Genomic DNA, 26,383 nt, shown 5'->3' with positions numbered 1-26,383 from the left:
CAGCGGTAGCGTGTGCACCCGTGACCCTCGCCTCGCTGTCCCCCCAGGCGGCCCTGCCCAGTCCCAGCACCGCGGTCTGGCAGCTCGGGCCGGTGCCGATCCGGGCGTACGCACTGTGCATCATCCTCGGCATCGTGCTGGCCTGCTGGGTGACCGAGCGTCGCCTGCGTCAGCGCGGCGTCGCGCCGGGAGCGGTGCTCGACATCGCCGTCTGGGCGGTGCCCACGGGCATCATCGGCGCCCGGATCTACCACGTGATCACCTCCCCCGAGAAGTACTTCGGGGCCGGCGGTGACCCGATGAAGGCGTTCGCCATCTGGGAGGGCGGTCTCGGCATCTGGGGCGCGGTCGCCGGTGGCGCCATCGGCGCCTGGATCGCGGCCCGGCAGCTCGGGATCCCGTTCGGCGTGGTGGCCGACGCGCTGGCCCCCGGGCTGCCACTGGCCCAGGCGGTCGGCCGGTTCGGCAACTGGTTCAACAACGAGCTGTTCGGCGCCCGGACCACCCTGCCGTGGGGCCTGAAGATCCACCGGATGGACCCGGACAACCCGGGGCACGCGCTGCGCGACGACGCCGGCCAACCGATCCTCGAACCGGGCCTGTACCAGCCGACCTTCCTCTACGAGGCGCTGTGGAACCTCGGCGTGGTCGCTCTGGTCCTCGTCCTCGACCGGCGGCTGAAGCTCGGCCGGGGCCGGGCGTTCGCGCTCTACGTGATGGGTTACACCGCGGGCCGGTTCTGGATCGAGCTGATGCGCACCGACGAGGCGAACCAGATCCTCGGCGTACGGCTCAACGTGTGGACGGCCGCCCTGGTCTTCCTCGGCGCGTTGATCTACTTCGTGCGGGTCCGCGGCCCCCGGGAGTACCTGATCCCGCTCGGTGCGGCGGCGACGCCGACCCCGCCCACCACGTCCGACCTGTCCCAGGTCGACCTCTCCGAGCGGGAGACGGCGGCCCGCGCCGCCGCGCCGGAGGGTTACCGCGTGGTCAGCGAGGAGCAGTACCAGGCCTGGCGGGACAGCGGCGTCGTGCCGCCCGAGCCGGCCGCCGAGGGCGACGACCGGCCCGACGACGGCGAGCCGCTCGGCGGGGCGGTGCCCGGCGACGAGCCGCCGGTCGACGACCAGACGGCGGACGGTACGCCGGAACCCCGCGACGACCGGGCCGACGCCGCGGGCGCGCGCCCCGCCGACCGGGACAGCTGAGCGGGGGCGGCACCGATGCGAAGCGCGGTGGTCGTCGGCGCCGGGGTCGGTGGCCTCGCGGTCTCCGGCGCGCTGGCCCGCTCCGGCTGGCAGGTCACCCTGCTGGAACGCGCCGAGCGCGTCCGCCCCGAGCCGACCGCCGTGGTGCTCTGGCCCAACGGTGTCCGCGCCCTGCAGGCCCTCGGTCTCGGCGCTGGCCTGGCCGCGATCGCCACGCCGTTGCCCGACGGCGGGGTCCGGCGCCCGGACGGGCACTGGCTGGTGCAGCCCCGGCCCATCCCGGCCGACCGGATGCCGGTTGTGGTGCACCGCGAAGACCTGCACGACGCGTTGATCGCCGGGCTCGGCGACCGGGTCGAACTCCGCACCGGCGTGACCGTGCGCCACGTCCGGGCCGAGCCGGGCGAGCGCCCGGCCGTCGGCGACGGACGGCACACCATCGAGGCGGACCTGGTCATCGCCGCCGACGGCACGGACAGCGGCATCCGCCGCCAACTCGCCCCCGAATCCCGGGTCGTCAGCTCCGGCTGCGCCGCCTGGCGGGCCGTCATTCCCTGGTACCGGGCACCCCGCCTGCCCGCCGACCAGCCGCTCGCCGGCGAGGTTCTCGGCGCGGGCTACCGGTTCGTGGCCACCTCGCTCGGTGAGCGCGGCTCCTCGGGCGGATCCACCCGGGGCGGCATCTACTGGGTGGCCACCGCCGCCGGCGCGCCCCGCCCCGAGCCGCCGGAGACCCAGCTCGCCCTGCTGCGCCGCTGGTACGCCGGCTGGCCGGAGCCGATCGGCGCGTTGCTCGACGCCACCGACCCGGCGGACCTGGTCCAGCAGGAGGTCCGCGAGCTGCGCCCGCTGCCCCGCGCGTACGGCTTCCCGGCCGGGCCGGGCGGGGTGGTGCTGCTCGGCGACGCGGCGCACGCCATGCCGCCGCACCTCGGCCAGGGCGCCTGCCTCGCCTTCGAGGACGCCGCCACGCTCGCCTCCCTGCTGCGCGAGGCACGGCTGCCCGACGCCGTTCAGGCGTACGACCGGGTGCGCCGCCCCCGGACGGCGACCGTGGTCCGGCAGACCCGGCGGATGTCGGCGGTGCTCCAGACCCGGGGCCGGCTGGCGCTGCGCGCCCGGGACGCCGCCCTCGGCACGATCAACTCGCGGTTGCTCTCCAGCGCCGCGGCCTCCGCCGCCCAGTGGCGGCCACCCGCCTGATCCGTCAGGGGATGAGCGCGGTGGGCTCGGCGATGCAGGCGGTGCCGATTCGACGGAAGCCGACCCGCAGGTAGACCCGGGCGATCTCCTCGCTGCCGGCGGAGAGGAAGACCAGGTCGGTGCCCGCCGCGAGCAGCTCCCGGGCGATGGTGGCGGTCAGCGCGGCGCCCAGCCCGCGCCGCCGGGCGGCCGGCAGGGTGGCCACCCCGGCGATCTCGGCGACGTCGTCCACCCGCATCGCCATGCCGCCGGCCAGAGCGCCCTCGGTCGGCGTGCCGGCCAGCGCGGAGATCCGCCGGCCGTCGGCGACCCTGGTCCGTTCCTCGTCCAGCGCGGCCAGCTCCAGCTCACTGATCGCGGCGTCCCGCTCGGCCGGGCCGGCGTCGCCCGACGCGGTGCCTGCGGCGGCGAACGACACCGCGGCGACCGCCCGCCGGGCGGCCACGTCGGCGGCGAAGCCGGGTGAGTCCGCCGCCAGCACCCGCACCGGTACGTCGGAGAGCGTCGCCGGGTCGGGCAGCGCGGCCGGGTCGAGCACCATCAACGGCGCCTCCAGCACGCTCAGCCCCGCCGAGCGGGCCACCGCCAGCAGCTCCGGGGTCGTCTCGTGCACCCACTCGAACGCTTCCGGCAGGCCCAGCTCCCGCTGCCGTTCACGGACCGAGGTGATGTCGGCCAGCGACGGCGGCTCGGTCGCGTCGAGCCGGGGCCGGGCGTAGAACGGCCAACCGGCGCCGTCGCGGACGAACAACGCCAGACCGCCATGCTCCTGCACAGCCGCGACGTCGCGGGGCACCGCGTCGTAGAAGCGTTCCAACCGGCCGAAGATGTCCTTGTGCAGCGGATCCACCGCGCGAGACTACACGTCCCAGACTCTGGACGGTGTGATCAATCTTGAGTGGCCTTGCGGCCCCCGCCCTAACGTAGACTCAATAGACCCACGGGCCGACGTCGTCCCCACCATGCTCCAACCTGAGTGACGACAGGAGGCCCGGTGGCTCAGCCGTACCCGCGCAAGTCACAGCCGTACCCGCACAGCCCGCAGGCGTCCCCGACGCCCGGCCCCCGCCCGTCCGCCCAGGGCCTCTACGACCCGGCGCAGGAACACGACGCCTGCGGAGTGGCCTTCGTAGCGGACCTGCACGGCCGGCGTTCACACGCGGTCGTCGCGAACGGGCTCGGCGCGCTCTGCCGGCTGGACCATCGGGGCGCCCGCGGCGCGGAGCCCAACACCGGCGACGGCGCGGGCATCATGATCCAGGTCCCGGACGCGTTCCTGCGCGCCGTGGCGGACGTCGCGCTGCCACCGGCCGGCGAGTACGCCACCGGCCTGGTCTTCCTCCCCGACGATGACGCGGCGGAGGCCCGCGCCCGCCGGGTGGTCGAGAAGTACGCGCTCGTCGAGGGCGCCGACGTGCTCGGCTGGCGGGACGTGCCGACCGACCCGACCGGGCTCGGCGAGACCGCCCTGGCGGCGATGCCCCGGGTCCGGCAGCTCTTCCTGGCCGCGCGCCGGCTCACCGGCTCGCCTGCCGGGCCGGCCGGTTCCGCGCTGCGCGACGTCGAGCTGGACCGGGTGGCGTTCTGCCTGCGCAAGCAGGCCGAGCGGGAGACCGCCGAGCGGGGCGTGCCGGCGTACTTCCCGTCGCTGTCCAGCCGGACCATGATCTACAAGGGGATGCTCACCCCCGACCAGTTGCCGGCGTTCTACCCGGACCTGCGGGACGATCGGGTGCACAGCGCGATCGCGCTGGTGCACTCCCGGTTCTCCACCAACACGTTCCCGTCCTGGCCGCTGGCGCACCCGTACCGGTTCATCGCGCACAACGGCGAGATCAACACGATCCGCGGCAATCGCAACTGGATGCAGGCCCGCGAGGCGCTGCTGCGTTCGCCGAACGTGCCCGGCAACATCCGACGGGTCTTCCCGGTCTGCACCCCCGGCGCCTCCGACTCGGCGAACTTCGACGAGGTCCTGGAACTGCTGCACCTGGCCGGGCGGAGCCTGCCGCACGCGGTGCTCATGATGATCCCCGAGGCCTGGGAGAACGACCCCGGCATGCAGCCGGACAAGCGCGCCTTCTACCGCTTCCACGCGAGCCTGATGGAGCCGTGGGACGGCCCGGCGTCGGTGGCCTTCACCGACGGCGAGATCGTCGGCGCGGTGCTGGACCGCAACGGGCTGCGCCCGGGGCGCTGGTGGCGTACGGACGACGGGCTGGTGGTGCTCGGCTCCGAGGCGGGCGTGCTCGACCTCGACCCGGCCCGGGTGATCGCCAAGGGGCGGCTCCAGCCCGGGAAGATGTTCCTGGTCGACACCGTCGCCGGTCGGATCGTGCACGACGAGGAGATCAAGTCCGAGTTGGCCGCCGCGCAGCCGTACGGCGAGTGGCTGCACGCCGGGCTGATCGAGCTTGACGACCTGCCGGCCCGCGAGCACACCGTCTACACCCACGACTCGGTCCGTCGCCGCCAGCAGACGTTCGGCTACACGCAGGAGGAGCTGAAGATCCTCCTCGCGCCGATGGCCCGCACCGGCGCCGAGCCGCTCGGCTCGATGGGCACGGACACCCCGATCTCGCCGCTGTCCACCCGGCCGCGGCTGCTCTACGACTACTTCCACCAGCTCTTCGCCCAGGTCACCAACCCTCCGCTGGACGCCATCCGGGAGGAGTTGGTGACCAGCCTGGCGTCGACGATCGGGCCGGAGGGCAACCTGCTCGACCCGGGCGCGGCGAGCTGCCGGCAGATCGTGCTGCCGCACCCGATCATCGACAACGACGAGCTGGCGAAGATCCTCTCCATCGACGACGACGGCGACCTGCCCGGCTTCAAGGCGGTCCGGGTCTCCGGGCTGTACCGCATCCGGGAGGGCGCCGCCGGGATCAAGGCGCGACTGACCGAGATCTGCCGGCACGTCTCCGAGGCGATCGAGGACGGCGTCCGCATCCTGGTGCTCTCCGACCGGGACTCCAACGCCGACCTGGCGCCCATCCCGTCGCTGCTGCTCACCGCCGCCGTGCACCAGCACCTGGTCCGCGAGCAGACCCGCACCCAGGCGGCGCTGATCGTGGAGTCCGGCGACTGCCGGGAGGTGCACCACGCGGCGGTGCTGATCGGCTACGGCGCGGCGGCGGTCAACCCGTACCTGGCCTTCGAGTCGGTGGAGGACATGATCGCCACCGGCGCGCTGGTCAACGTGGAACCGGCCGCCGCCGTACGCAACTACGCAAAGGCGCTCGGCAAGGGCGTACTGAAGATCATGTCGAAGATGGGCATCTCGACGGTCTCCTCGTACTGCGGGGCGCAGGTCTTCGAGGCGGTCGGCCTGGACACCCGGCTGATCCAGCGCTACTTCCGGGGAACCCCCAGCCGGATCGGCGGGGTGGGGCTGGCCGGCGTCCACGCCGAGGTCGCCGCCCGGCACGCGCTGGCCTGGCCGCCGGCGGGCACTCCGGCCTCCGACCGGCTCGAGGTCGGCGGCGAGTACCAGTGGCGCCGCGAGGGTGAGCTGCACCTGTTCAACCCGGAGACGGTCTTCCTGCTCCAGCACGCCACCCGCAGCCGGCAGTACGACATCTTCCGGCAGTACACCGCGAAGGTCGACGAACTCGCCGCGCGGGCGGGTTCGCTGCGCGGGCTGTTCACCCTACGTACCGGCGTTCGACCGGCGGTGCCGATCGAGGAGGTCGAGCCGGCGACCGAGATCGTCAAGCGGTTCGCCACCGGCGCCATGTCGTACGGGTCGATCTCCGCCGAGGCGCACGAGACGCTCGCCATCGCGATGAACCGGCTGGGCGGCAAGTCCAACACCGGCGAGGGCGGCGAGGACGTCGAGCGGCTGCACGACCCGGCCCGCCGCTCCGCGGTGAAGCAGATCGCGAGCGGCCGTTTCGGCGTCACCAGCGAGTACCTGGTCAACGCCGACGACCTCCAGATCAAGATGGCCCAGGGCGCCAAGCCCGGCGAGGGCGGGCAGCTGCCCGGCAACAAGGTCTGGCCGTGGATCGCCCGGACCCGGCACGCCACCCCGGGCGTCGGTCTGATCTCCCCGCCGCCGCACCACGACATCTACTCCATCGAGGACCTCGCCCAGCTGGTGCACGACCTGAAGTGCGTCAACCCGGCCGCCCGGGTGCACGTCAAGCTGGTCAGCGAGGTCGGCGTCGGCACCGTCGCCGCCGGGGTGGCCAAGCTCAAGGCGGACGTCATCCTGATCTCCGGCCACGACGGGGGCACCGGGGCGTCCCCGATGAACTCGCTCAAGCACGCCGGCACCCCCTGGGAGCTGGGGTTGGCCGAGGCGCAGCAGACGCTGCTGCTCAACAAGCTGCGCGACCGGGTCACCGTGCAGGTCGACGGCCAGCTCAAGACCGGCCGGGACGTCCTGGTCGCGGCGCTGCTCGGCGCGGAGGAGTTCGGCTTCGCCACCGCGCCGCTGATCGTCGCCGGCTGCGTGATGATGCGGGTCTGCCACCTGGACACCTGCCCGGTCGGCATCGCCACCCAGAACCCGGTGCTGCGGGAGCGGTTCACCGGCACCCCGGAGTTCGTGGAGAACTTCTTCCTGTTCCTCGCCGAGGAGGTCCGCGGCTACCTCGCCGAGCTGGGTTTCCGCTCGATCGAGGAGGCGATCGGCCAGACCGAGCTGCTCGACGTGGCCCCGGCGGTGACGCACTGGAAGGCGCACGGGCTGAACCTGGCACCCGTACTGCACCTGCCGGAGCTGCCCGCCGGCGCCGCCCGGCGGGGGGTGCGCGCCCAGGACCACGGCCTGGAGCACGCCCTCGACAACGAGCTCATCGCGCTGGCCCGTCCGGCGCTGTCCGAAGGCGCGCCGGTGCGGGTCGAGGTGGCGGTGCGCAACGAGCACCGCAGCGTCGGCGCCATGCTCGGCGGCGAGGTGACCCGCCGCTTCGGCGGTGCCGGCCTGCCCGACGACACCATCGAGTTCGTGCTGCACGGCACCGCCGGGCAGTCGTTCGGCGCCTTCCTGCCGCGTGGGGTGACCCTGCGGCTGCACGGCGACGCCAACGACTACGTGGCCAAGGGCCTCTCCGGCGGACGGATCATCGTCCGTCCGGACGCCGCCGCGCCGTTCCTCGACGCCGACGCCGAACCGGGGGCGCGGGCCGAGGACCAGATCATCGCGGGCAACACCATCCTGTACGGGGCCACCGCGGGTGAGGTCTTCCTGCGCGGCCGGGTGGGGGAGCGCTTCGCGGTGCGCAACTCCGGCGCGGTCGCCGTGGTCGAGGGCGTCGGCGACCACGGCTGCGAGTACATGACCGGTGGGACGGTGGTGGTGCTCGGAGCGACCGGCCGCAACTTCGCCGCCGGGATGTCCGGCGGCACGGCGTTCGTGCACCAGTTGGACCGGGCCCGGGTCAACGTGGAGCTGGTCGACCTGGCGCCGCTGGGCGAGCAGGAGCAGGCGCTGCTGCACGAGTTGATCCAGCGGCACGTGGCCGAGACCGGCTCCGCGGTCGCCGAGGAACTGCTCAAGCGCTGGCCGGAGGCGGTGGCGGAGTTCACCGCGGTGGTGCCCCGCGACTACCGCCGGGTACTGGAGATCATGAGGGCCGCCGAAGCCGCCGGCCGCGACGTCGACGACGCGGTGATGAGCGCACTCAGCGCGCCGTCATCCGCACCGGTACCGCCCTCTCCCCGGGTGGCGGCCCAGGAGGTGGCTCGTGCCTGACCCGAACGGTTTCCTGCGCTACGACCGGCGACTGCCGGCCCGCCGCCCGGTGCCGGTGCGGATCGGCGACTGGCGCGAGGTGTACCCGCCGGCCGGCGAGGACCTCGTACGCGAGCAGGCCACCCGCTGCATGGACTGCGGCATCCCGTTCTGCCACAGCGACACTGCCGGCTGCCCGCTGGGCAACCGGATCCCGGACTGGAACGACCTGGTCCGCACCGGCAACTGGGACGCCGCGGTGGAGTCGCTGCACGCCACCAACAACTTCCCGGAGTTCACCGGCCGGCTCTGCCCGGCACCCTGCGAGGCGGCCTGCGTGCTCGGCATCGCCGGCGGCCAGCCGGTGACCATCAAGCAGGTCGAGGTGGAGATCGCCGACGCCGCGGCGGCGCGCGGGTTCGCGCCTCGCCCTGTGCCGGCGCCGTCCGGCCGGTCGGTCGCCGTGGTCGGTTCCGGGCCCGCCGGCCTGGCCGCCGCCCAGCAGCTGGCCCGCGCCGGTCACGCGGTGACGGTGTACGAGCGCGACGACGCGATCGGCGGCCTGCTCCGGTACGGCATCCCCGACTTCAAGCTGGAGAAGCGGCACATCGACGCCCGGCTGGCCCAGCTCGCCGCCGAGGGGGTGCGCTTCCGCACCGGGGTGAACGTCGGGGTGGACGTCACCGCCGAGCAGTTGCGCGCCGAGCACGACGCGGTGCTGCTGGCCTGCGGCGCCTTGCAGGGCCGGGACACTCCGGAGACCCCGGGCCGGGCGCTGCGTGGCGTACACCAGGCGATGGCGCACCTGGTCGCCGCGAACCGTGTGGTCGCCGCCGCGGCCGCGGCCGGTGCGGACCGCCCGTCCGTCGCGGTGCTGCCGGACGGCACCCCGATCGACGCGGCCGGCAAGCACGTCGTGATCATCGGCGGTGGTGACACCGCGGCCGACTGCCTCGGCGTCGCGCACCGGCAGGGCGCGGCCGGCGTGCACCAGCTCGACCTGTACCCGCAGCCGCCGCGAGAGCGCGACGAGGCGCGGGACCCGTGGCCGACCTGGCCGTGGATCCTGCGCAGCTACCCGGCGCACGAGGAGGGCGGCGAGCGGGTCTTCGCCGTGGCGGTGCAGGAGTTCGTCGACGACGGCACCGGTCAGGTGCGGGCGGTGCGGATCGCCGAGGTGACCGTGGAGAAGCGCGACGGCCGGCGGGTGGTCACCGTGGTGCCCGGCTCGGAGCGGGAGCTGCCGGCGGACCTGGTGCTGCTGGCGATCGGCTTCGAGGGCACCGAGCAGCAGCCACTGCTGGCCCAGTTCGGGGTCACCCGTAATCCCCGGGGCGCCGTCGACGCAGGGGACGACTGGCAGACGGGAGCCGACGGAGTGTTCGTCGCCGGTGACATGCACCGCGGCGCTTCGCTGATCGTCTGGGCCATCGCCGAGGGGCGTGCCGCCGCCGCCGCCATCCACGGCTACCTCGGCGGTCCCGGCCCGCTGCCGGCCCCGGTCGCCCCGGCCGCGCAGCCGCTCGCCGCGCGCTGACCCAGGGCGTAACCGGAATATCTGGCCGGCGCGGGTGTCTACCGCGCCGGCCGGTCGGGGTGGGTCGGTGAGGCCGGTCACGAATATGGGCAGATCGGTTCAACTGCCGCAAGAATTGTCGGCTGCCGGGCCGCGCCGCGATCGGGCGTGATCATCATGCTCGATCGCACGGGAGGGTTCGTCGTGGCCAAAGGTGCCACCTTCGCCGCGCTGCGCCACCGGAACTACCGGATCTGGGCGCTCGCCGGGTTCGTCTCCGTCATCGGCACGTGGATGCAGGTCCTCGGAGTCAACTGGTACGTGCTGAAGGAGACCGGCTCGGCGACATCCATGGGTTTCGCCGTGCTGCTCCAGGCCGCGCCCACGCTGCTGCTCAGCCTCTGGGGCGGTGTGCTGGCCGATCGGGTCCCCGCCCGCCCTCTGCTGATCACCGCCCAGGTGGCCCACGCGACGCTCGCCGCGGGGTTGGCGGCGGTCGCCCTGACCGGTGTCGGCGGCCTGCCGCTGATCTTCACCATCTCCCTGCTCACCGGCGCCGTCTCGGCGATCGAGGGCCCGGTGATGGGACGTTGGTCCTCCACGCTGGTGGACCGGGAGACACTCGGCAACGCGCTGGCGCTCGGCTCGCTCACCAACTCCGCCGGCCGCATCCTCGGCATGAGTCTCGGCGCCGTCGTGGTGGCCGCCGTCGGCCCCGCGCTGCTCTTCGGCATCAACGCGGTGAGCTTCCTCGCCGTGGTGGTGGCGCTCTTCGGCGTACGCCAGGGGGCGTTGCACGGCCACCAGGTGGCGGCGCCGGACGGCGGCCGGAGCCACGGCGGCGTCCGCGCCGGGTTCGCCTACCTGCGCGGGCAGCCGGTGCTGCTGCTCGCCCTCGCCCTGGCGTTCGTGCTCGGCAGCCTGGGACGCAACTACCAGGTGACGATGGCGGCGATGAGCGAAGGCCCCCTCGACGCCGGGGCGTCCGGCTACGGCCTCCTGTCGACCGTCTTCGCGGTCGGGACGGTCCTGGGTGCGCTCGCCGCGGCCCGCCGGCGTGACCTGGGCTACCGGACCCTGGTCGCCGCGGGCCTGCTGGCCAGCACGCTGCAGATCGTCGCCGGTCTCGCTCCGGGCACCTGGAGCTTCGCGGCGGTGATCCTGCCGATCGCCGCCGCCGCGGTGGTCATCGACACTACCGTCGGCACCCGCGCCCAACTCGACACCGACGGCGCGATGCGGGGTCGGGTACTCGCCGCGCTAGCGGTCACCGGCTCGGTCTCCGCCGCGGTCGGCGCGCCGCTGCTCGGCTGGCTCTCCGAACACGCCGGGCCCCGGCAGACGCTCGTCCTGGCCGGATCGGTCGCGGCGATCGCCACCGTGGCGGCGGCGGTCGCGCTGGATCAGCAGCGCGGTCGCCGGCTGCGGCCGGGGCTCACCCTCGCGCTGGTCGTGCCGCCGCTGGGGCGGCCGGTACGGCGGGTGGTGCGGACGGCGGCCCGCATCGCCCGGCCCGCCGTAGCGGTCGGCGGCGGCCCGTTGACGCCGCGGCCGGTCCCGACACCGGCCGGCGACAATCGGCAAGCCGTCGGGGTGTGCTCGGCCGATCTGACCGATCCGGCTCTCGCGCCCACCTGCCGCTGAGACAGCGGCCCGATCCGGGTGCCGCCGAGGCTGTCCGGGCGGCACTGGTGCGTGCCTGTCGAGCTGCCCCAGATCTGGACCGGCGTCGTCCGTCCGGGTGCCGGACCCGGCACAGGCGGTTCAGCCCCGCGTGACCGTGCCGGCGCTCGTGCCGGTTTCAGCCGCGCCCCGTTTGTGGGGCAGCTCGACAGGCGCCGTGCAGGCTGGTCGGGGGCCGGGGCTGTCGCGCCCCATGACCCGGCCGGCCGGGAGGCTCGCCCGCTCGGGCGGCGGGCCTCCCGGCCGACGTCGGGGCTCAGTGCGCCAGCAGTCGGTGCGCCTCCTGGATCTTGGTCCAGGACTTCGGCTCGGCCGGTGGGGCGGCGGCCTTGCGCGCGGCCGAGGCCACGTCGGGCCGGCCGGCGGTGAACAGCCAGGTGGTGAAGAGCTCGTCCAGGTCGAGCCCGGAGATCCGCTCGGCCAGGGCCTGGAACTGCGCGACGGTGCCGTTGCCGTACCGGCGTTCGGCGGTCCAGGCCGGCAGGATCTCGAAGAACGCGTCGTCGCCGACGGCCAGCCGCAGCTGGTGCAGCGTCATCGCGCCCCGGTCGTAGACGGCGTCGTCGAAGACCCGGTCGGCACCCGGGTCACCCGGTAGCACCTGCCAGAACTCCGAGTCCGCCGGGTAGCTGGCGTAGGTGAAGTCGAAGAGCTCCTGCGCGGTGCCCTCGCCCTGCTCCTCCGACCAGAGCCACTCGGCGTACGAGGCGAAGCCCTCGTTGAGCCAGATGTGGCGCCACTCGGCCACCGAGACCGAGTCGCCGAACCACTGGTGGGCGTTCTCGTGTGCCACCACGTACGTGTTGGCGCCGCGCCGCCAGAAGCCCGGGCCGTACACCGGTCGGGTCTGCGTCTCCAGTGCGAAGCCGATGCCGTCCACCGGCCCGGCCACGCCGCCCTGCGCCTCGAACGGGTACGGCCCGAAGATCCCGCTCTCCCAGTCGACGATCTCGGCGGTCCGCTCGATGCTGGCCCGGGCGGCCGGGCCGAGCGCGCCCAGCGAGGTGCTGTACGCGTTCACCACCGGCTGGCCGCTCGGCGTGGTGTCGGTGACGATGTCGTACTGGCCGATGGCCATGAAGGCCAGGTAGGTGGCGGTGGGGGAGGTGGTCCGCCAGCTCCACCGGGTGCGGTTGCCGGCTTCGGCCAGCGGCGGTCGCGGCTGCACGCCGTTGCTGATCACCTCGACGCCGGTGGGCACCGACACGGAGATGTCGAAGGTCGCCTTGTCCAGTGGGTGGTCGTTGCTCGGGAACCACCACCACGCGGACTCCGGCTCGTTGACGGCGAGGGCCCCGTCGTCGGTACGCGTCCAGCCGGTGTAGCCGCCGACCAGTGTCTCGGACGGGATGCCGGCGTAGCGCACCACGATGGTGAGCTGCTGGCCCCGGGTCACCGTGCGGGACGGCGTGACCACCAGCTCGTGCGCGCCCGCGGTGCTGGTGGTCGCCACCCAGCCGTTGACCCGTACCGACTCGACGTCGAGCAGGAAGTCCAGGTTGAACCGGGAGAGATCCTCGGTCGCGGTGGCGAGGATCGTGGTGGTGCCGGTGAGCAGGTCGGTGGCCGGGTCGTAGCGCAGCCGGACGTCGTAGTGGGAGACGTCGTAGCCGCCGTTGCCGTAGTCGGGGAAGTAGCTGTCGCCCAGCCCGGGGGCGCCGGGTTGCGGCGCGAGCGTGACGGTGGGCCGGCCCCAGGCCGTCGGGGCGGCCTGGCCGGGAGCGCCGGCGAGCATGGTGCCGGCGGTGGTGAGGGTCAGGGCGGCGGTGGCCGCCGTGAGGACTCGTCGCACGAGGTGGACTCCCTCCATCGGGGTGGTTCGCCCCGCCAACCTAATCGACAACTGTGAACGCCGTGGGCCCGGCGCGCGGGTCGACCGGCTATTCCATCGATCTACGTATTTCGATAGCATTACCGCCTGGTAACAACCGTTCCACCCCTGGCCACGCGCGCGGTCGCAGGATCCCACCACCCCTGTCCTGTGGAGGTCCGTCATGCTCCACCGCCCGCTGGCCCGCGCCCTGGCCGCGCTGGTCGCCGCGTTCACCGCCGCCCTCGGCGCCGTGCTCGTCCCCGGCACCGCACAGGCCGCCGCCGTCAACTACGTCGCGCTCGGCGACTCGTACTCCTCCGGCGTCGGCGCCGGCCCGTACGACTCGTCCAGCTGCCTGCGCAGCCAGAAGTCGTACGCCCCGCTCTGGGCCGCCGCCCACGGCGTGACCAGCTTCAGCTTCCCGGCCTGCGGCGGCGCGGTCACCGCCGACGTGCTCAACAGCCAGGTCAACGCGCTCAGCAGCGCCACCACCCTGGTCACCATCACCATCGGTGGCAACGACGCCGGCTTCGTCAACGTCATCACCAGCTGCCGGTTCGGCAGCACCTCGTCCTGCACCAACGCCGTCAACACCGCGAAGTCCTTCGCCACCTCGACGCTTCCCGGCCGGCTGGACGCCACCTACACCGCCATCCGCAACCGGGCACCGAACGCCCGGCTGATCGTCCTCGGCTACCCGAGGCTGTTCGAGACCGGCTCCTGCGGTTGGTTCGCGATGAGCACCTACAAGCGCACGATCCTCAACGAGGCCGCCGACGTGCTCGCCTCGGTCATCTCCGGTCGGGCCAACGCCGCCGGCGCCACCTTCGCCGACACCCGGCCCTACTTCGCCGGGCACGGTGTCTGCGCCGGCGACCCGTGGATCAACGACATCTCCGGGATCATCGAGGCGTACCACCCGGACACCGACGGCTACCGCTACGGCTACCTGCCCGCACTGAACGCGGTCACCGGCTGACCCGTACACCCCTCGCGTGGCGGCCGACGGTCCACCCCGGACCGTCGGCCGCCACGCGTCGCGCCGCGTCGGTACTGTCCCGGTGTCACCGCCGTCCGTTAGGGTTTCGGCGAACCGGACAGCCGTGGCGTGGGAGGCAGAGCGTGGGCAGGCTCGCGTCGGCGTACGGGCAGGCGGTCACCGCCCACCGAGCGGCCCGGGCGCACCTGGACGCCGCACGAGGCGCGCTCGGCACGGCAGGGGCTTCCGCCGCGCCGGTCGGCGCCGGCGAGCTGGTGGCCCGACTGGCCCGGGTCGGCGGCGCGTTGGCCACCCCCACCCCCGGCGCGACCCCGCTGACCGACGCGCCGGCCCCGGTCCGGATCGGCGAGACGTCCACTCCGGACGGCGGTTTCCCGGTGCTGCTGCCGCTCGGCGGCGGCCACCACCTAGCGCTGGACACCGACGCCCGGGACCCCCGGGTCGCCGGGCTACTGCGGGCGCTGGTGCTGCGGCTGGTCGCCACCGCCCCGGCCGGTCAGGTCCGGGTGGTCGGCATCGACACCGCCGCGCTGGGCGCCACCTTCGGCCCGTTGCGCCCGCTGCTCGACGCCGGGGTGCTCGACCCGCCGGCCACCGGGGAGGCCGAGGTGGCCGCCCTGCTGGACGCCGCCGAACAGCACGCCCGCGCCGCGCAGCACGCCGACCCCGATGCCCGGCAACTGCTGGTGGTGGTCGCCACCGCCGCGCCGCCGCCGCGCGAGCTGGCCCGGCTCGCCGCGCTCACCCACGCCGGCCCGGCCGCCGCCGTCTGCGTGCTGCTCGCCGGCCACCCGTCCCGGCTGCCGGGCGAGACCTCGCCGCCGCTGGGCGGCACCACGGCGGTCCGGCTCAGCGAGCGGTACGCGCAGGTCGGCGACCCGCCGAACGCCCCGTTCAGCGCCGACGGCGGCGGTCTCGCCGCGCCGGTGCTGCTCGACGGCGACCCCCCGCCGGCCTCGGTGCGCGCGCTCGCCGAGCACCTCGGCGCCGCCGCCCGCCGCACCGACGCGCTGCACTTCGCCGAGCTGCTGCCCGAGCGGCGCTGGGCCGAGTCCGCCGCCAACGGTCTGCGGACCGTGATCGGCCGGGCCGCCCGCGCCCCGCTGACCGTCGCGTTCGACACTCCACTGACGGTCGCCTTCGACGACGCAACACCGCACTGGCTGGTCGGCGGGCGTACCGGCGCCGGCAAGACCGTCTTCCTGCTGGACGTCCTCTACGGGCTGGCGGCCCGCTACTCCCCGGCCGAGCTCCAGCTCTACCTGCTCGACTTCAAGGAGGGCGTGAGCTTCACCGAGTTCGTGCCCACCGGGCGTGACCCGTCCTGGCTGCCGCACGCCCGTGCCGTCGGCATCGAATCCGACCGGGAGTACGGCCTCGCCGTGCTGCGTGAGCTGCGTCGGGAGGCCCAGCGCCGGGCCACCGCACTGAAGCGGCACGGCGTCACCAAGCTCGCCGACCTGCCCCGGGACAATGCGCTGCCGCGCATCGTGGCGGTCGTCGACGAGTTCCACGTGCTGCTCGCCGGCAACGACGCGCTGGCCCGGGAGTCCGTCGACCTGCTGGAGGAGCTGGCGCGCAAGGGTCGCTCCTACGGCGTACACCTGGTGCTGGCCAGCCAGAGCATGACCGGCATCGAGGCGCTCTACGGGCGGGCCGAGGCGATCTTCGGACAGTTCGCGCTGCGGGTGGCGCTGCCCGGTGGTGGCGGGGTGCTCGACCCGCTCAACGACGCCGCCTCGGCCCTGCCGATCGGATCGGCCGTGGTCAACACCGCCGCCGGCGCGGTCGGCGCCGACACCGTGCTGCGCTTCCCCGACGCGCACGCCGCCGCGGCCGACCTCGCCGCGCTGCGCCACGAGCTGTGGGAGGCCCGCCCGCCGGGCGCGCGGGCGCCCGCGGTCTTCAAGGGGTACGAGGCTGCGCGGGTCGAGGACGACCCCACCTTCGCCGGGCTGCGCCCCGGTGGCCGGCGCCCGATGGCCCTGGTCGGCCGGACGGTCGACGTGCACGGCACCACCGCGCTGTTCCTGATGGACGCCACCCCCGGCCGGCACCTCGCCGTGGTGGGCACCGCACCGGCCGGCGCGGACGTGCTGCGCGCCGCGACACTGAGCCTGGCCCGCCAACACGCCGCCGACGACGCCCGGTTCCTGCTGGCCTCCCTGGTCACCGCCGCCGACCCGGTCGCCGACGAGACCGAAACCGCGCTGCGCACGGCGGGCCACCCGGTGCAGCGCGTCGACGCGGCCGGGCTGCGCGACCGGATCGCCGCGCTGGCCGACGCGCCCGCCGCGCGCGAATACCTGGTGGTGTTCGGCATGGACGCCGCCGCACCGGTGCTGGGCGCGGCCGACCCGGTCACCTTCCGCTCCGGCCTGGACGACCTGCGCACCGTACTGCGACAGGGCCCCGCCCAAGGGGTGCATCTGCTGGGCTGGTGGCGCGGCCTGCGCCGGCTCGCCGACGACCTCGGCGGCACGCAGAACCGCGACGACATCGCGTGCCTGGTCGCGCTCAACGTGCCCGGCACCGACCTGGCCCTGCACATCGGGGTACACGACCTCGCCTACACGCCCCGCGCCGACCGCGCGTTGCTGGTCGACCGGCACGACCACCGGACGAGGCTGATCGTGCCGTTCGCCCGCGATGGGCACGAGCCGGACGGGGAGCAGTGACGGTGTCCTTCGAGGAGTACGCGGCGCTGGCCCGCCAGCTCGCCGAGCAGCGCCGCGCCGGCGAGCGGGACGCCGCGGTCGAGTCCGAGCGCCGCCGCGACCTGCACGCCGCCGCCGACTACCTGCACCAAAGGCTGACCGCCCAGGGGCACCGCCTCGACCAGCTCGGCCGGGCGATCGGCGTCGACGAGCCGGCCGCCGCCCCACCGCCCGCGCCGAGGCACCCGGATCCCACACCCGGATCGGGGGACGGGGGACCCGCCGGCGCAGCCGACGCGCCGGGGCGGGCGGATGTCGGGGCGTACCCCGAGGTGCCGGCGGTGCCGGCGCGGCTGGCGCTGCCGACGGCGGTGAGCCCGGCGGGCGCCGGGGTGCCGGCGCAGCGCGCGGCGGCGGTCGACCCGGCAGTTGAGTTGGAGCTGGCCCGGCGGATGGCCGACGAGGCCGACCGGCACGGGCAGCAGGCGGAGCTGCTGGCCCAGCGGCCGGAGCTGCTGCCCACCTGGTCGCCGCTGGCCCGCGCGGTCGCCGTCTACGCCGGGTGCGGTGCCGCCGCCGGGGTGCTCATGCTGGCCCTGGTGCTCGCCTCCGGGGTCGGCCTGGTCGACGGGTTCACCCTCGGCGCGTGGATCTGTGCCGGGCTGCCCGCGCTGGCGTTCTTCGGGGGTTACCTGGTGCTCGGCCGATGGGGCCGGCCCGCCATGGTCGCCGGCACCCCGCCGCGCTACCTGCCGCTCGGGTTCCTGATCTGCTTCCTGCTGGTGCCGATGGCCTACTGCGGCTACCTGCTGGTGTTCCGCACCCTGCGCTGAGCCGTCGGCGGGTCCAGCCCAGTCCAGCCCGGGCGTGATCCACTCAATATCGCCGACATCGGGGTATCCGAGCCGTTGGGATACCCCGACATCGCCGCCTCGCAGAGGGGACAGGACGCTGTACCTCCCCGGCCATCCACTGTGTTCGCCCGGGTGCCGTAGTCTCGCGCCCCGAGCGCTATCGGTACGCAATCCGCGTGGCAGACCGAGGCTCTGGCTCGTCACGCCTCGACGTCTCGCACATGGCAGGTCGAAAGGTTGGTCAGGGAATTGCAAGGACAGACGTCCACCAACGTTGAGCCGGATTCGGCACGGGACAGGGCGCTCACGACGCCGGTGGAAGCCGACGCCGCCGTGGGGACCGATCGGGAGGCGGAGCTGACGGTTGTCGCGGCGTCGCAGCAGGCCGGCCCCGGCGCGGTCGTCGCGGGTTTCGGGCTGATCGCCGTCGGCTCTGTCGCCGGCTGGATGATCTGGCGTAGCGGCGCCGCCGCGGCGAAGATCCAGCCCAAGGACACCACCGCCGTCTTCCTCACCCTGTTGGTCTTCGCCGCGGCGGTCGAGCGGATCCTGGAACCGTTCTCGCGATGGCTGCCGGGACGTGCCGCCGAGGCCGCGTTGACGCGGACGGTGGCCGAGGTGAACGGCCGCGTCGACAGCCCGACGGAGGCCGACCGGGAGGCGGTCGCCGTGGCCACGGCCGCGGTGGCGCGGGCGAAGGCGAACCGCACGATCGTCGCGTGGGGTCTCGCGAGCGGGTTGGCCACCGTGGCGTCCAGCGCCGGCGGGTTCTACGTTCTGCACGCGGTCGCGGGGTCCGACTGGAACGGGGTGGCGGTCTGGGTCGATGCGATCGTGACCGGTGTGATGGTCGGCAGCGGCACCAAACCACTCCACGATCTGATCAACCGGGCGCAGAACGGGACGCCGTCTCCCTAAAGCGCCGCCCGGCGTCCTGTCGCCTGTTCGGGCAACGGCCCTCGCACCCAACCGCCAGCGCGGCCAGGCCGGCGTAAACGGGGCTCAACGCTCGCCAGCACTCCGTGACCGCGTCCTGCCAGGGCAGCCGCCGGCCGGGTGGTCCTGCCCCGTGCAACTGGGCTCCGGCCCGGTCGGCGGCGGCAATCGTCGCCAGCCACGCGTCGCGCAGGTCGTCCACAGTTTCAGGGTTCATTCGCCCGCCTCGGCATTGGACTTGACCAGGAGGGCGAAGCGCACGTCGGGGCAGGGGTAGTCCGCGCCGCATCCGCAGAGCCAACGTCGCACCACGCGGGGTGGGTGGGCGAAGAGGATGTCGTCCGCGTCCTCGACGTCCTGATCGGACACGAGGCGGTGGCGTTGTTCGGGCCGGGTCGGAGGGGCGCTCGGGTGTTCGTCGGGTTGGTCGGGCATTCCGGGGCCTCCCGCCGGGTCGGTCTCTTTGCTGCTCATGGCACTTGCGTCGGGGTGGCGTGTGGGCACGCCCCGGCACGCCCGGCCGGACGGGGGGACCGACCGGCCGGGCGCTCTCTGCGGTGGGAAAGAACCAACTCCGGGGTTGCAGACCTGGGAGTCGGTCGATGGGAAGCGTATATAACAGGTCATGTACGCGCAAGCACCGGCCGCACATTGCTTGCTATACAAAGTTGCTCGTGATCGAATGGCGGGGCAGACCTGGGAGACACCAATGCCCGCCAAAGCCAAGTGGGCGCTGATCGCCGATGGCATCCGCGCTCAGATAAAGTCCGGCGAACTCGCGCCGGGCGACAAGCTGCCCTCGACCTCCGAGTTGTGTCGTCAGCATGACGTCTCGGCCATCGTCGTTCGCCAGGCCATCAACGCGCTCAAGATCGAGGGCTTGGTGGAGGGTGTCGGTGGCGTCGGAGTGTTCGTCGCTGAGCGCTGAGTGCACCCGATCCCCGCGCACCGCGTGAGATCTTGGAAGGAAATGGCCCTTTGAGGGGCGGGTTTCCGTCCAAGATTCACTACTCCTGCCGGCGCGAGTGAGCGATCACCCGGTCGCGCTGGGTGCGGGGATCTCGTACGCTCCCTTGTGGTCTTCACCGGTGCGGGTGGTGGAGGCGATGGTCGACCAGGGGGAGGATGCGCGTGAGCGCAGCACAGATCATCGCGAGGTTGGCGGCGGCGTCGCAGAAGCTGGACGAGGCGAAGGCAAAGACGGCAGCGGCAGCGCAGGACGCGGCCGAGGCGCGGGCGCTCGTCGCCGGAGCGCTGGAGGGTGTTGCCGCCGGCCCGCTGATCGGCATGATCGACACGTACCGCCAGGCCCTCGCGCAGGCGTCTCAGGGCGGCGACCCCGCCAAGCAGCACGTTCAGGAGACGATCGCCAAGGTCCGGGCGCTGGGAAACTGACCACGGGTGGCGGCGCCGAATGCGCTACCCGCCTGGTCGGTCAATCACGGCGCAGGATCCTTCGCGGCACTCGAAGCGCGTTCGACGACGACGACGGGGATCTCGCGGTCGGTGTCCTTCTGGTAGCGGGCGTACGTCGGAAAGACCGCCGTCATGACCGGCCACAGCCGGGCCCGTTCCTCGGCCGTCGCGGTGTGCGCCCGCCCGGCGAACCGGTCCGCGCCGACCTGGATCTCCACCGTCGGGTCGGCACTCAGGTTCAGGTACCAGGCGGGATGCGTTGTCGCGCCGCCGTTCGACGCCACCAGCAGGTAGCTGTCGCCGTCCCGGCCGTAGATCAGCGCGGTACGCCGTAGCTTGCCCGACCGGCGGCCCCGCGTGGTGAGCAGCAGCGCGGGGTAGCCGTGGTACCTGCCACCGTCGGCGCCGTCGCTCTCCACGTATCGCCGGATGTGGCTGGCGACCCAGCCGACCGGACTGTCCTCGATGGTCTCGTGCTGCTCCGCCGCGGTCACCGGACGAGCCTAGCCGTGCAGGGGCTGCGCGGGTGGCCCCACGAGCGCGATCAGCCGCGTGAGCGCGGCAGGCAGCACTTCTTGTACTTGCCACCCGAGCCGCACCAGCACGCTTCGTTGCGGCCGGGCGGCCAGGTGACCGGACCCACCTCGTCGAGGCTGTCCGCGTACTCGTCGAGGGTCTCCTCGTCGGTGGGGTCGCTGCCCTCCTGCTCGGCGAAGGAGGCCAGCCCCGCGATGGAGCCGGCGACCACGCCCAGGTCGCTCGCACCCAGCTCGGCGGCGTTGGCCAGCGCGCGTTCGACCTGGGCGCGGTGCTCGTCCCAGGTGGCGGGGTAGCTGTCGGCCAGCGCGGGCCAGTGCACCAGCAGCGCGTCGAACTCCGCCCGCGGCCAGAACAGCAGCGTCGCCGGGCCGTCGTCCAACGCGTCGAGCGCGTGGTCGCTCGCGGCGCGCAGCCGGTCGGCGAGGTTGTCGTACTCGTCGTGGGGGAGGCCCATCTCCTCGCGCAGGTCGTGCCGCCGCTGGGTCAGCCCGTAGATCATGGCGGCGGCCTCGTCTTGCGCATCCTCGGACTCATGCTGCTGGGTCCGGGTTCGCTCCATGATCGCGTCCAGCGCGCCGGTGAGCCACTCCAACGCCGTCTCGGCGTGGCCGGCCTCCGCCAAGTCGTCGACCAGGTACGTGGCGTCGGGATCGGTTTCCAGCAGTGGACGCAGGGCGGTCAGCTCGGCCAGGCCCTCGTCCTCGCGGCCGAGGCGCAGCAGCAGGCCACCGCGCATCGATCGCGCGTACGCGTCGTCCTCCGGCTGCTCGGCGATGGCGCGGGTGGTCAGCGCCAAAGCGTCGGCCAGGTCACCCGCCTGCACCAGGATGTCCGCGGCGACCAGCAGCGCGTACCCGGTGTCGTCGGGGTCGGCGACCCGCCCCTCGTCGACGGCGCCGACCAACTCGGCGACCAGTGCGGCCGGGTCCGGGCTCTTCGCTCCCAGGGCACCGATCTCGTCGATGCGGTCGGCGGTCAGCAACTCGGACGTGGGCATGGGCTCATCCTGAGGACGGGGAACGGGCGGGAAGCGGCCAGCGTACTCCCGCATTCGACGGAAACACCGGAGCCCGGGACGGCGGACCGCCCCGGGCTCCGGTGGTGTGTCAGCGGGTCGCCGGCATGGTGGCGAACTCGCCGGCTAGCTCCGACTCGACGATCGTCGCGGTGGACGGCCGGCGACCGGACGACGCGCGCCGGGCGGACGGGACGGCCAGGGCCGCGAGCGCGGCGGCGAGGGCGATCGCGGTGAGGACGAGAAACCCCGTCGTGAAGCCGGCCTCCCGGGGCAGTCCGTTGGCCTGCGGGTGGGCGGTGATCACGCCGCTGACCACGGCGGCGCCGATCGCGCCGCCGATGGTGCGGATGTTGGCGTTCATGCCGGTGGCCACGCCGGTCTGGCTGGCGGGCACGCTGCCCACGATCAGGTTCGCCATCGAGGCGAAGGCCAGGCCGATGCCGAGGCCGACCAGGCCGCCGGCGATCGCGACCTCCCAGCGGGTGTCGTGCGCGGCGGCCAGCATCGCGGAGGCGGCCACGTTGAACGTGGCGCCGGTGGCGAGCTGCGCCTTGGCGCTGAAGACGGACTGGAGCCGGCCGGCGACCAGGCCCGCGACGAACATCGCGACCAGCATCGGCAGCATGAGCAGGCCCGCCTGGCTGATGCTGGCGCCGAAGCCGTAGCCGGCGGCGGTGGGGGTCTGCACGAACTGCGGGAGGAACGCGTACACGGAGAACATCGACGCGCCGTAGAGCAGGGCGACCAGGTTGGTGGTCCAGACGCCGGGCAGCCGCATCATCCGCATGTCGATCAGCGGGTTGGCGGAGCGCACCTCGGCGACCAGCCAGCCGACCAGGAGCACCACGGCGAGCGCCAGCAGGCCGAGCACCCGGGGAGAGGTCCAGCCCCAGGCCGCGCCCTGGCTGATCGGCAGCAGCAGCGCGACCAGCCAGCCGGAGAGCAGCAGGGTGGCCCGCCAGTCGATCCGTCCGGGGGTACGCACCGGCGACTCGGGCACGAACAGGTACGCGGCGAGGGCGGTCAGCCCGACCACGACCATCGGGATCCAGAACAGCCAGCGGTAGTCGAGGGTGCTGACGATCGGGCCGGCCAGCACGACGCCGAGGCCACCGCCGGCGGCGACGATCGCCGAGATGGCGGCGACGGCGCCGGAGACCCGCGCGGCGGGGAACTCGTCGCGGATGATGCCGAACGACAGCGGGAAGACCGCGCCGCCGATGCCCTGCACGATCCGGGCGATGATGAGGACGCCGATGCTCGGCGCGATGGCCGCCAGCAGGCAGCCGAGGGCGAGTGCGGCGAGCGAGACGACCAGCATCCGCTCCTTGCCGACGATGTCCCCGACCCGGCCGAGGATCGGCGTGAAGATCGAGGCGGAGAGCAGGTACGCGGTCAGTACCCAGGTCACGGTGTTCTGCGAGGTGTGCAGGTCCTGCTGGATGGTCGGCAGCACCGGGGTGATCAGCGACTGGAGCATCGCGAAGAACCCGGCACCGGCCGCGAGCACGGTGAAGGTGAGCCGACGCGAGCTGCGTCGGGATGTCACTGCCACGAGAGAGAACTCCCTGATTGCGGTACGGAAGGAGGTTTGTCACCCGCCGTGCGGAGGCGGGCGGGCTGTCGGGCCCGGGCGATCGGGTGGCCAGGCGGATCGGGCGGTCCCGAGGTAAGCTAACCGGAGGCAGGCCTCCGGGATTCCGGAGGGGTGCCTCCACAAAGCTAGCGGAGGCTTGCCTCCGGATGCAACCAAGGTGAGGTGACGCACGTCATGACCAGCCCGGGGCAGGCGCCCGAGGTTTTCGCCCGGCGGCCGAAGCGGGCCGACGCGCGACGCAACTACGACGCGCTCATCGCCGCCGCCCGCGACGCGTTCGCCGAGCACGGCGCCGCCGCCTCGCTGGAGGACGTGGCCCGGCGAGCCGGGGTGGGCATCGGCACGCTCTACCGCAACTTCCCCAGTCGGCGGCACCTGTTCGAGGCCGTCTACGTCGAGGAGGTCCGGGCGCTGAGCCGGTCCGCCGCGGACCTGGCCGAGCTGCCCCCGTGGGACGCCCTGGTCGCCTGGCTGCACCGCTTCGTCGCGTACGTCGCCACCAAGCGGGCGCTCGCCGAGCAGTTGCTGCACGACTCCGAGATCTTCCGAACCTGCCGGACGGAGATCTACGCCGCGGGTGAGCCGCTGATGAGCCGCGCCCAGGCGGCCGGCGTGGTCCGCGACGACGTCGGCTTCGACGACGTGGTGCGGCTGATCAGCGGGCTCACGATGGCCCAGTTCCCGTCACCCGAGCAGCGCGACCGGGTGCTCGGCGTCGCCCTGGACGGGCTGCGCCCGCCAGCCTCGCTGCGCTGACCCCCGCCCCCGCCGGTTACCGGTCGACCAGCAGCAGCCACTCGTCGTCGAGTCGCCGCACGGTGGTGCCGGCGGGCCAGGCATGCCCGCCGTCGACCGCCGCCCGGGCCTGGTCGACCTGCGGTGGCTGGCTCAGCCACGCGCCGTCGAAGCTGGCCGGGCCGTGGAACCGGGCCCGCCCGAAGTTCGCCGGCCCCTCGAACCGGGCCTGCTCGAACAGCGCGTCCCGGCCGAACACCGTCCAGCGGAACAGCGCCATGTCCGCGAACCGGGTCGAGCGGAAACCGGCGTGCCCGGCGAACTCGGTGTGCTCCATCGACAGGCCGCCGAGGAACGTGGCCTCGCGGAAGGTGGCCCCGTCGCCGAAGCGGGTCGCGTCGAAGCTGGCCGGTTGGCCGAAGCTCGCCCGGCGGAAGGAGACCGGGCCGTCGAAGGCCGCCCGCCGGCAGGACAGCCCGCCGCCGAACTCGGCCCCCTCGAAGCTCGCCTCCCCGCCGACGCGGGCGTCGTCCAGCACGACCTCCGCGTCGCCGGCCGCGAGATCGTCGAGGACCATGTCCCCGAAGGCCGCCCCGAGAGCGAGCCGCCCCCGGGCGATCACCCCGGCGAAGCTGGTGGCGCCGGTGAACACCGCCCCGGTGAAGTCCGCGTCGATGAGAGTGCACCCGGTGGCGTCGAAGTCGAGCAGCCGGGCCCCGGTCAGGTCCAGCCGGACCTCCGGCCAGTAGGCCGGGTCGGCCGCGCGCAGGTGCCGGGTGAGCACCCGTTGCGCGCTGCGCCGGACCTCCGTCTCGCGCGGCTCGTCGTCCGGCGCCGGCATCCGCAGGTACGCGCAGAGCACCGCCACGATCGTCGGGCGCTGCGCCGGATGGTCCTGACCGAGACGCTCCAACGCGTGCAGCCCACCGAGGCGTACCGCCGCGCTGTCGTTGCCGAGCAGCTCGACCGCCCGGGTGTAGAGCTCGGTCAGGCGGCGCTCGGCCGCGTCGTGCTCGGCCGCCCCGGCCTGCCGGTCCTGGTGCCGTTGCGCGGTTTCGGTCACCGACTCGGCGTGGGCCTGCACCCGGTCGCGGTGCGCCTGGTCCCGGGCGGCGACGCTCTCCTGGTGCCGCTGCGCGCGTTCGGTGATCCACTGCCGGCGGGCGGCGAGCAGGAGCGCCAGCGCGCCGCCGGTGCCGGCGACCACGGTCAGGCCGGTGCGGATCGCGTCGATGCGCAGCGTGGCGCGGGTGTCCGGTTGGCTGGCCCGGTCGGCCTCGGTGAGCAGCAGGTCCAGCACCAGCCAACCGAGGGCGGCGGCGACCAGCAGGCCGACCAGGACCAACCACCACGGCATCACCCGCAGCTGACGCTCGGTGGGTTCGTCGGCGGCCACGGCCACAGCATGCCATCCGCCGTGCCGCTGCGGGGTGCGCGCGGTCGGGTGGGCGTCCGATGTGGAGAGACGCCGATATGCCGGTTTGCGCCTCCGTCGGAACAACGGGTTACCGGCGCGTAACAAGTCATTGACGTTTCCAAATTGTTGCGCGCATCATCGTCGCACGGTCGACCGGACACCCCCACCCACCTGCCCGGCTCGCCGGGTGCCTCCCCCCGGAGGTTCCGCCATGCTGCTCCGAAAGACCGTCCTCGTCCTGTCCCTCGCCACCGCCGCCCTGGTCGCGTCCACCGCCACGGCGACCGCCGCCCCCGCCGCACCCGTGGCCGCGCCGGTGAACGCCGCCGCGGCGGCCAACCCGGTCATCGTGGTCGGCGGGCTCAGCTGCATCGCCGTCGCGTACGAGCCGATCGCCGCCCGACTGCGCGGCGACGGCTACCGGACCTTCATCTACCAGCTGCCCGGGCTGGGCCTCGGGGACATCCCCACCTCGGCCCGCGCCTTCGCCGGGTACGTCAACCAGGTGCGCGCCAGCACCGGAGCAGCGACCGTGGACGTGGTCGCCCACTCCGAGGGTGGCCTCGTCGCCCGCTACTACCTCAAGCGGCTCGGCGGCACCGCCACCGTCGGCCGGTACGTCAGCCTCGGCTCGCCGCAGTACGGCACCTACGTGGCGAACATCCTGGCGTTCCTGGGCCTGGGCAGCTGCGCCGGCATCGTGGCCTGCCAGCAGATGACCATCGGCTCCGCCTTCCTCGCCGACCTCAACGCCGGCGACGACACCCCGGGCGCGGTGCGCTACACCACCGTCCGCACCCTGCAGGACGAGCTGGTCCGGCCGACCGGGAACGCCGCCGTCAACGACGGTGCGACCAACGTGCTGATCCAGGCGTACTGCCCCCTGCGGGTGGTCGGGCACCTCGGCCTGGTGCTCGACGGCACCGCGTACACCATCGTGCGGGGCGCCCTCGTCGACGGCCCGGTGCGACCCAACTGCCTCGCCCTCTGACCGGCCGCGCGGGGGGGGGGGGGGGCGGCCGCCCCCCCGGGCCGGCCGGCGGGGGGGGGGCGGGGCGCTGCGGCGGCCGCCCCACCCGCAGCGCGGAAGCGGACACACCCCCGCCCGCC

General features: G+C 73.8%; 20 protein-coding genes. 13 read left to right on the top strand and 7 right to left on the bottom strand.

The genetic code is table 11. The features are described 5' to 3' along the window. The first annotated feature begins 20 nt into the window (after positions 1–20). Both lgt and ABZU69_RS15300 read left to right on the top strand, forming a co-directional pair. Positions 21–1,208, top strand: coding sequence for a prolipoprotein diacylglyceryl transferase (gene lgt / locus ABZU69_RS15305; RefSeq protein ID WP_354964958.1), 1,188 nt, complete (start codon positions 21–23; stop codon positions 1,206–1,208). Between the two features lie 15 nt (positions 1,209–1,223). After that, a complete protein-coding gene (locus tag ABZU69_RS15300) occupies positions 1,224–2,411 on the top strand; it encodes an FAD-dependent monooxygenase (protein WP_354964957.1) in 1,188 nt (395 codons plus the stop codon). A gap of 4 nt (positions 2,412–2,415) precedes the next feature. Here ABZU69_RS15300 and ABZU69_RS15295 read toward each other — a convergent pair whose 3' ends face one another. Next, the gene (locus ABZU69_RS15295) at positions 2,416–3,252 is read right to left on the bottom strand and encodes a GNAT family N-acetyltransferase (protein ID WP_354965119.1); all 837 of its coding nucleotides are present in this window, start codon (positions 3,250–3,252) and stop codon (positions 2,416–2,418) included. A gap of 153 nt (positions 3,253–3,405) precedes the next feature. Here ABZU69_RS15295 and gltB point away from each other — a divergent pair, with 153 nt between their 5' ends. The 3 genes from gltB (at position 3,406) to ABZU69_RS15280 (ending at position 11,251) form a co-directional block, all read left to right on the top strand. Then, positions 3,406–8,112, top strand: coding sequence for a glutamate synthase large subunit (gene gltB / locus ABZU69_RS15290; RefSeq protein WP_354964956.1), 4,707 nt, complete (start codon positions 3,406–3,408; stop codon positions 8,110–8,112). After that, positions 8,105–9,628 carry a glutamate synthase subunit beta gene (locus ABZU69_RS15285; RefSeq protein WP_354964955.1) on the top strand — a complete coding sequence of 508 codons (1,524 nt, stop codon included), beginning with the start codon at positions 8,105–8,107 and terminating at the stop codon, positions 9,626–9,628. Before gltB ends, ABZU69_RS15285 begins: the two co-directional genes overlap by 8 nt. Before the next feature lie 183 nt (positions 9,629–9,811). Next, a complete protein-coding gene (locus ABZU69_RS15280; RefSeq protein WP_354964954.1) occupies positions 9,812–11,251 on the top strand; it encodes an MFS transporter in 1,440 nt (479 codons plus the stop codon). 295 nt (positions 11,252–11,546) lie between these two features. Here ABZU69_RS15280 and ABZU69_RS15275 read toward each other — a convergent pair whose 3' ends face one another. Next, positions 11,547–13,082, bottom strand: a complete 1,536-nt coding sequence (locus ABZU69_RS15275; RefSeq protein ID WP_354964953.1) for a M1 family metallopeptidase — start codon at positions 13,080–13,082, stop codon at positions 11,547–11,549. Between the two features lie 202 nt (positions 13,083–13,284). Here ABZU69_RS15275 and ABZU69_RS15270 point away from each other — a divergent pair, with 202 nt between their 5' ends. From ABZU69_RS15270 to ABZU69_RS15255, 4 genes are all read left to right on the top strand, one after another. Further along, complete coding sequence (locus ABZU69_RS15270; RefSeq protein ID WP_354964952.1) at positions 13,285–14,082, top strand: SGNH/GDSL hydrolase family protein; 798 nt, start codon at positions 13,285–13,287, stop codon at positions 14,080–14,082. 143 nt (positions 14,083–14,225) lie between these two features. Beyond that, positions 14,226–16,781 carry an FtsK/SpoIIIE domain-containing protein gene (locus ABZU69_RS15265; protein ID WP_354964951.1) on the top strand — a complete coding sequence of 852 codons (2,556 nt, stop codon included), beginning with the start codon at positions 14,226–14,228 and terminating at the stop codon, positions 16,779–16,781. Between the two features lie 2 nt (positions 16,782–16,783). Then, the gene (locus tag ABZU69_RS15260) at positions 16,784–17,593 is read left to right on the top strand and encodes a hypothetical protein (protein WP_354964950.1); all 810 of its coding nucleotides are present in this window, start codon (positions 16,784–16,786) and stop codon (positions 17,591–17,593) included. Positions 17,594–17,947: 354 nt separating this feature from the next. After that, on the top strand, positions 17,948–18,532 hold the full coding sequence (locus ABZU69_RS15255) for a hypothetical protein (RefSeq protein WP_354964949.1): 585 nt from the start codon (positions 17,948–17,950) through the stop codon (positions 18,530–18,532). Between the two features lie 231 nt (positions 18,533–18,763). Here the strand turns inward: ABZU69_RS15255 and ABZU69_RS15250 are convergent, their stop codons facing one another. After that, positions 18,764–19,024 (bottom strand): hypothetical protein, encoded by a 261-nt coding sequence (locus ABZU69_RS15250; RefSeq protein ID WP_354964948.1) that lies wholly within the window; start codon positions 19,022–19,024, stop codon positions 18,764–18,766. Between the two features lie 208 nt (positions 19,025–19,232). On the opposite strand from ABZU69_RS15250, the gene ABZU69_RS15245 reads away from it, so the two are divergent. Together ABZU69_RS15245 and ABZU69_RS15240 are read left to right on the top strand one after the other, a co-directional pair. Beyond that, entirely contained in the window at positions 19,233–19,478 is a 246-nt protein-coding gene (locus ABZU69_RS15245; RefSeq protein ID WP_088949319.1) for a winged helix-turn-helix domain-containing protein, read from the top strand. A gap of 203 nt (positions 19,479–19,681) precedes the next feature. After that, on the top strand, positions 19,682–19,945 hold the full coding sequence (locus ABZU69_RS15240) for a DUF6244 family protein (RefSeq protein WP_354964947.1): 264 nt from the start codon (positions 19,682–19,684) through the stop codon (positions 19,943–19,945). A 44-nt stretch (positions 19,946–19,989) separates the two neighbouring features. Here ABZU69_RS15240 and ABZU69_RS15235 read toward each other — a convergent pair whose 3' ends face one another. From ABZU69_RS15235 to ABZU69_RS15225, 3 genes are all read right to left on the bottom strand, one after another. Then, on the bottom strand, positions 19,990–20,460 hold the full coding sequence (locus ABZU69_RS15235) for a nitroreductase family deazaflavin-dependent oxidoreductase (protein ID WP_354964946.1): 471 nt from the start codon (positions 20,458–20,460) through the stop codon (positions 19,990–19,992). A 50-nt stretch (positions 20,461–20,510) separates the two neighbouring features. Then, positions 20,511–21,503, bottom strand: a complete 993-nt coding sequence (locus ABZU69_RS15230; protein WP_354964945.1) for an SEC-C domain-containing protein — start codon at positions 21,501–21,503, stop codon at positions 20,511–20,513. Between the two features lie 109 nt (positions 21,504–21,612). Further along, entirely contained in the window at positions 21,613–23,079 is a 1,467-nt protein-coding gene (locus ABZU69_RS15225; RefSeq protein ID WP_354964944.1) for an MFS transporter, read from the bottom strand. Between the two features lie 216 nt (positions 23,080–23,295). On the opposite strand from ABZU69_RS15225, the gene ABZU69_RS15220 reads away from it, so the two are divergent. Continuing rightward, complete coding sequence (locus ABZU69_RS15220) at positions 23,296–23,877, top strand: helix-turn-helix domain-containing protein (RefSeq protein ID WP_354964943.1); 582 nt, start codon at positions 23,296–23,298, stop codon at positions 23,875–23,877. Positions 23,878–23,893: 16 nt separating this feature from the next. On the opposite strand, the gene ABZU69_RS15215 is transcribed toward ABZU69_RS15220, so the two are convergent. Next, positions 23,894–25,252, bottom strand: coding sequence for a pentapeptide repeat-containing protein (locus ABZU69_RS15215; RefSeq protein ID WP_354964942.1), 1,359 nt, complete (start codon positions 25,250–25,252; stop codon positions 23,894–23,896). A 232-nt stretch (positions 25,253–25,484) separates the two neighbouring features. Here ABZU69_RS15215 and ABZU69_RS15210 point away from each other — a divergent pair, with 232 nt between their 5' ends. Beyond that, positions 25,485–26,264, top strand: a complete 780-nt coding sequence (locus ABZU69_RS15210; RefSeq protein ID WP_354964941.1) for an alpha/beta fold hydrolase — start codon at positions 25,485–25,487, stop codon at positions 26,262–26,264. Positions 26,265–26,383: the final 119 nt, after the last annotated feature.

This window comes from Micromonospora sp. NPDC005206, assembly GCF_040608175.1.
In the GTDB taxonomy this organism is placed as follows: domain Bacteria; phylum Actinomycetota; class Actinomycetes; order Mycobacteriales; family Micromonosporaceae; genus Micromonospora.
Note: the sequence above shows the minus strand (reverse complement) of the source record. Positions and strands in the feature narration are given on the sequence as shown.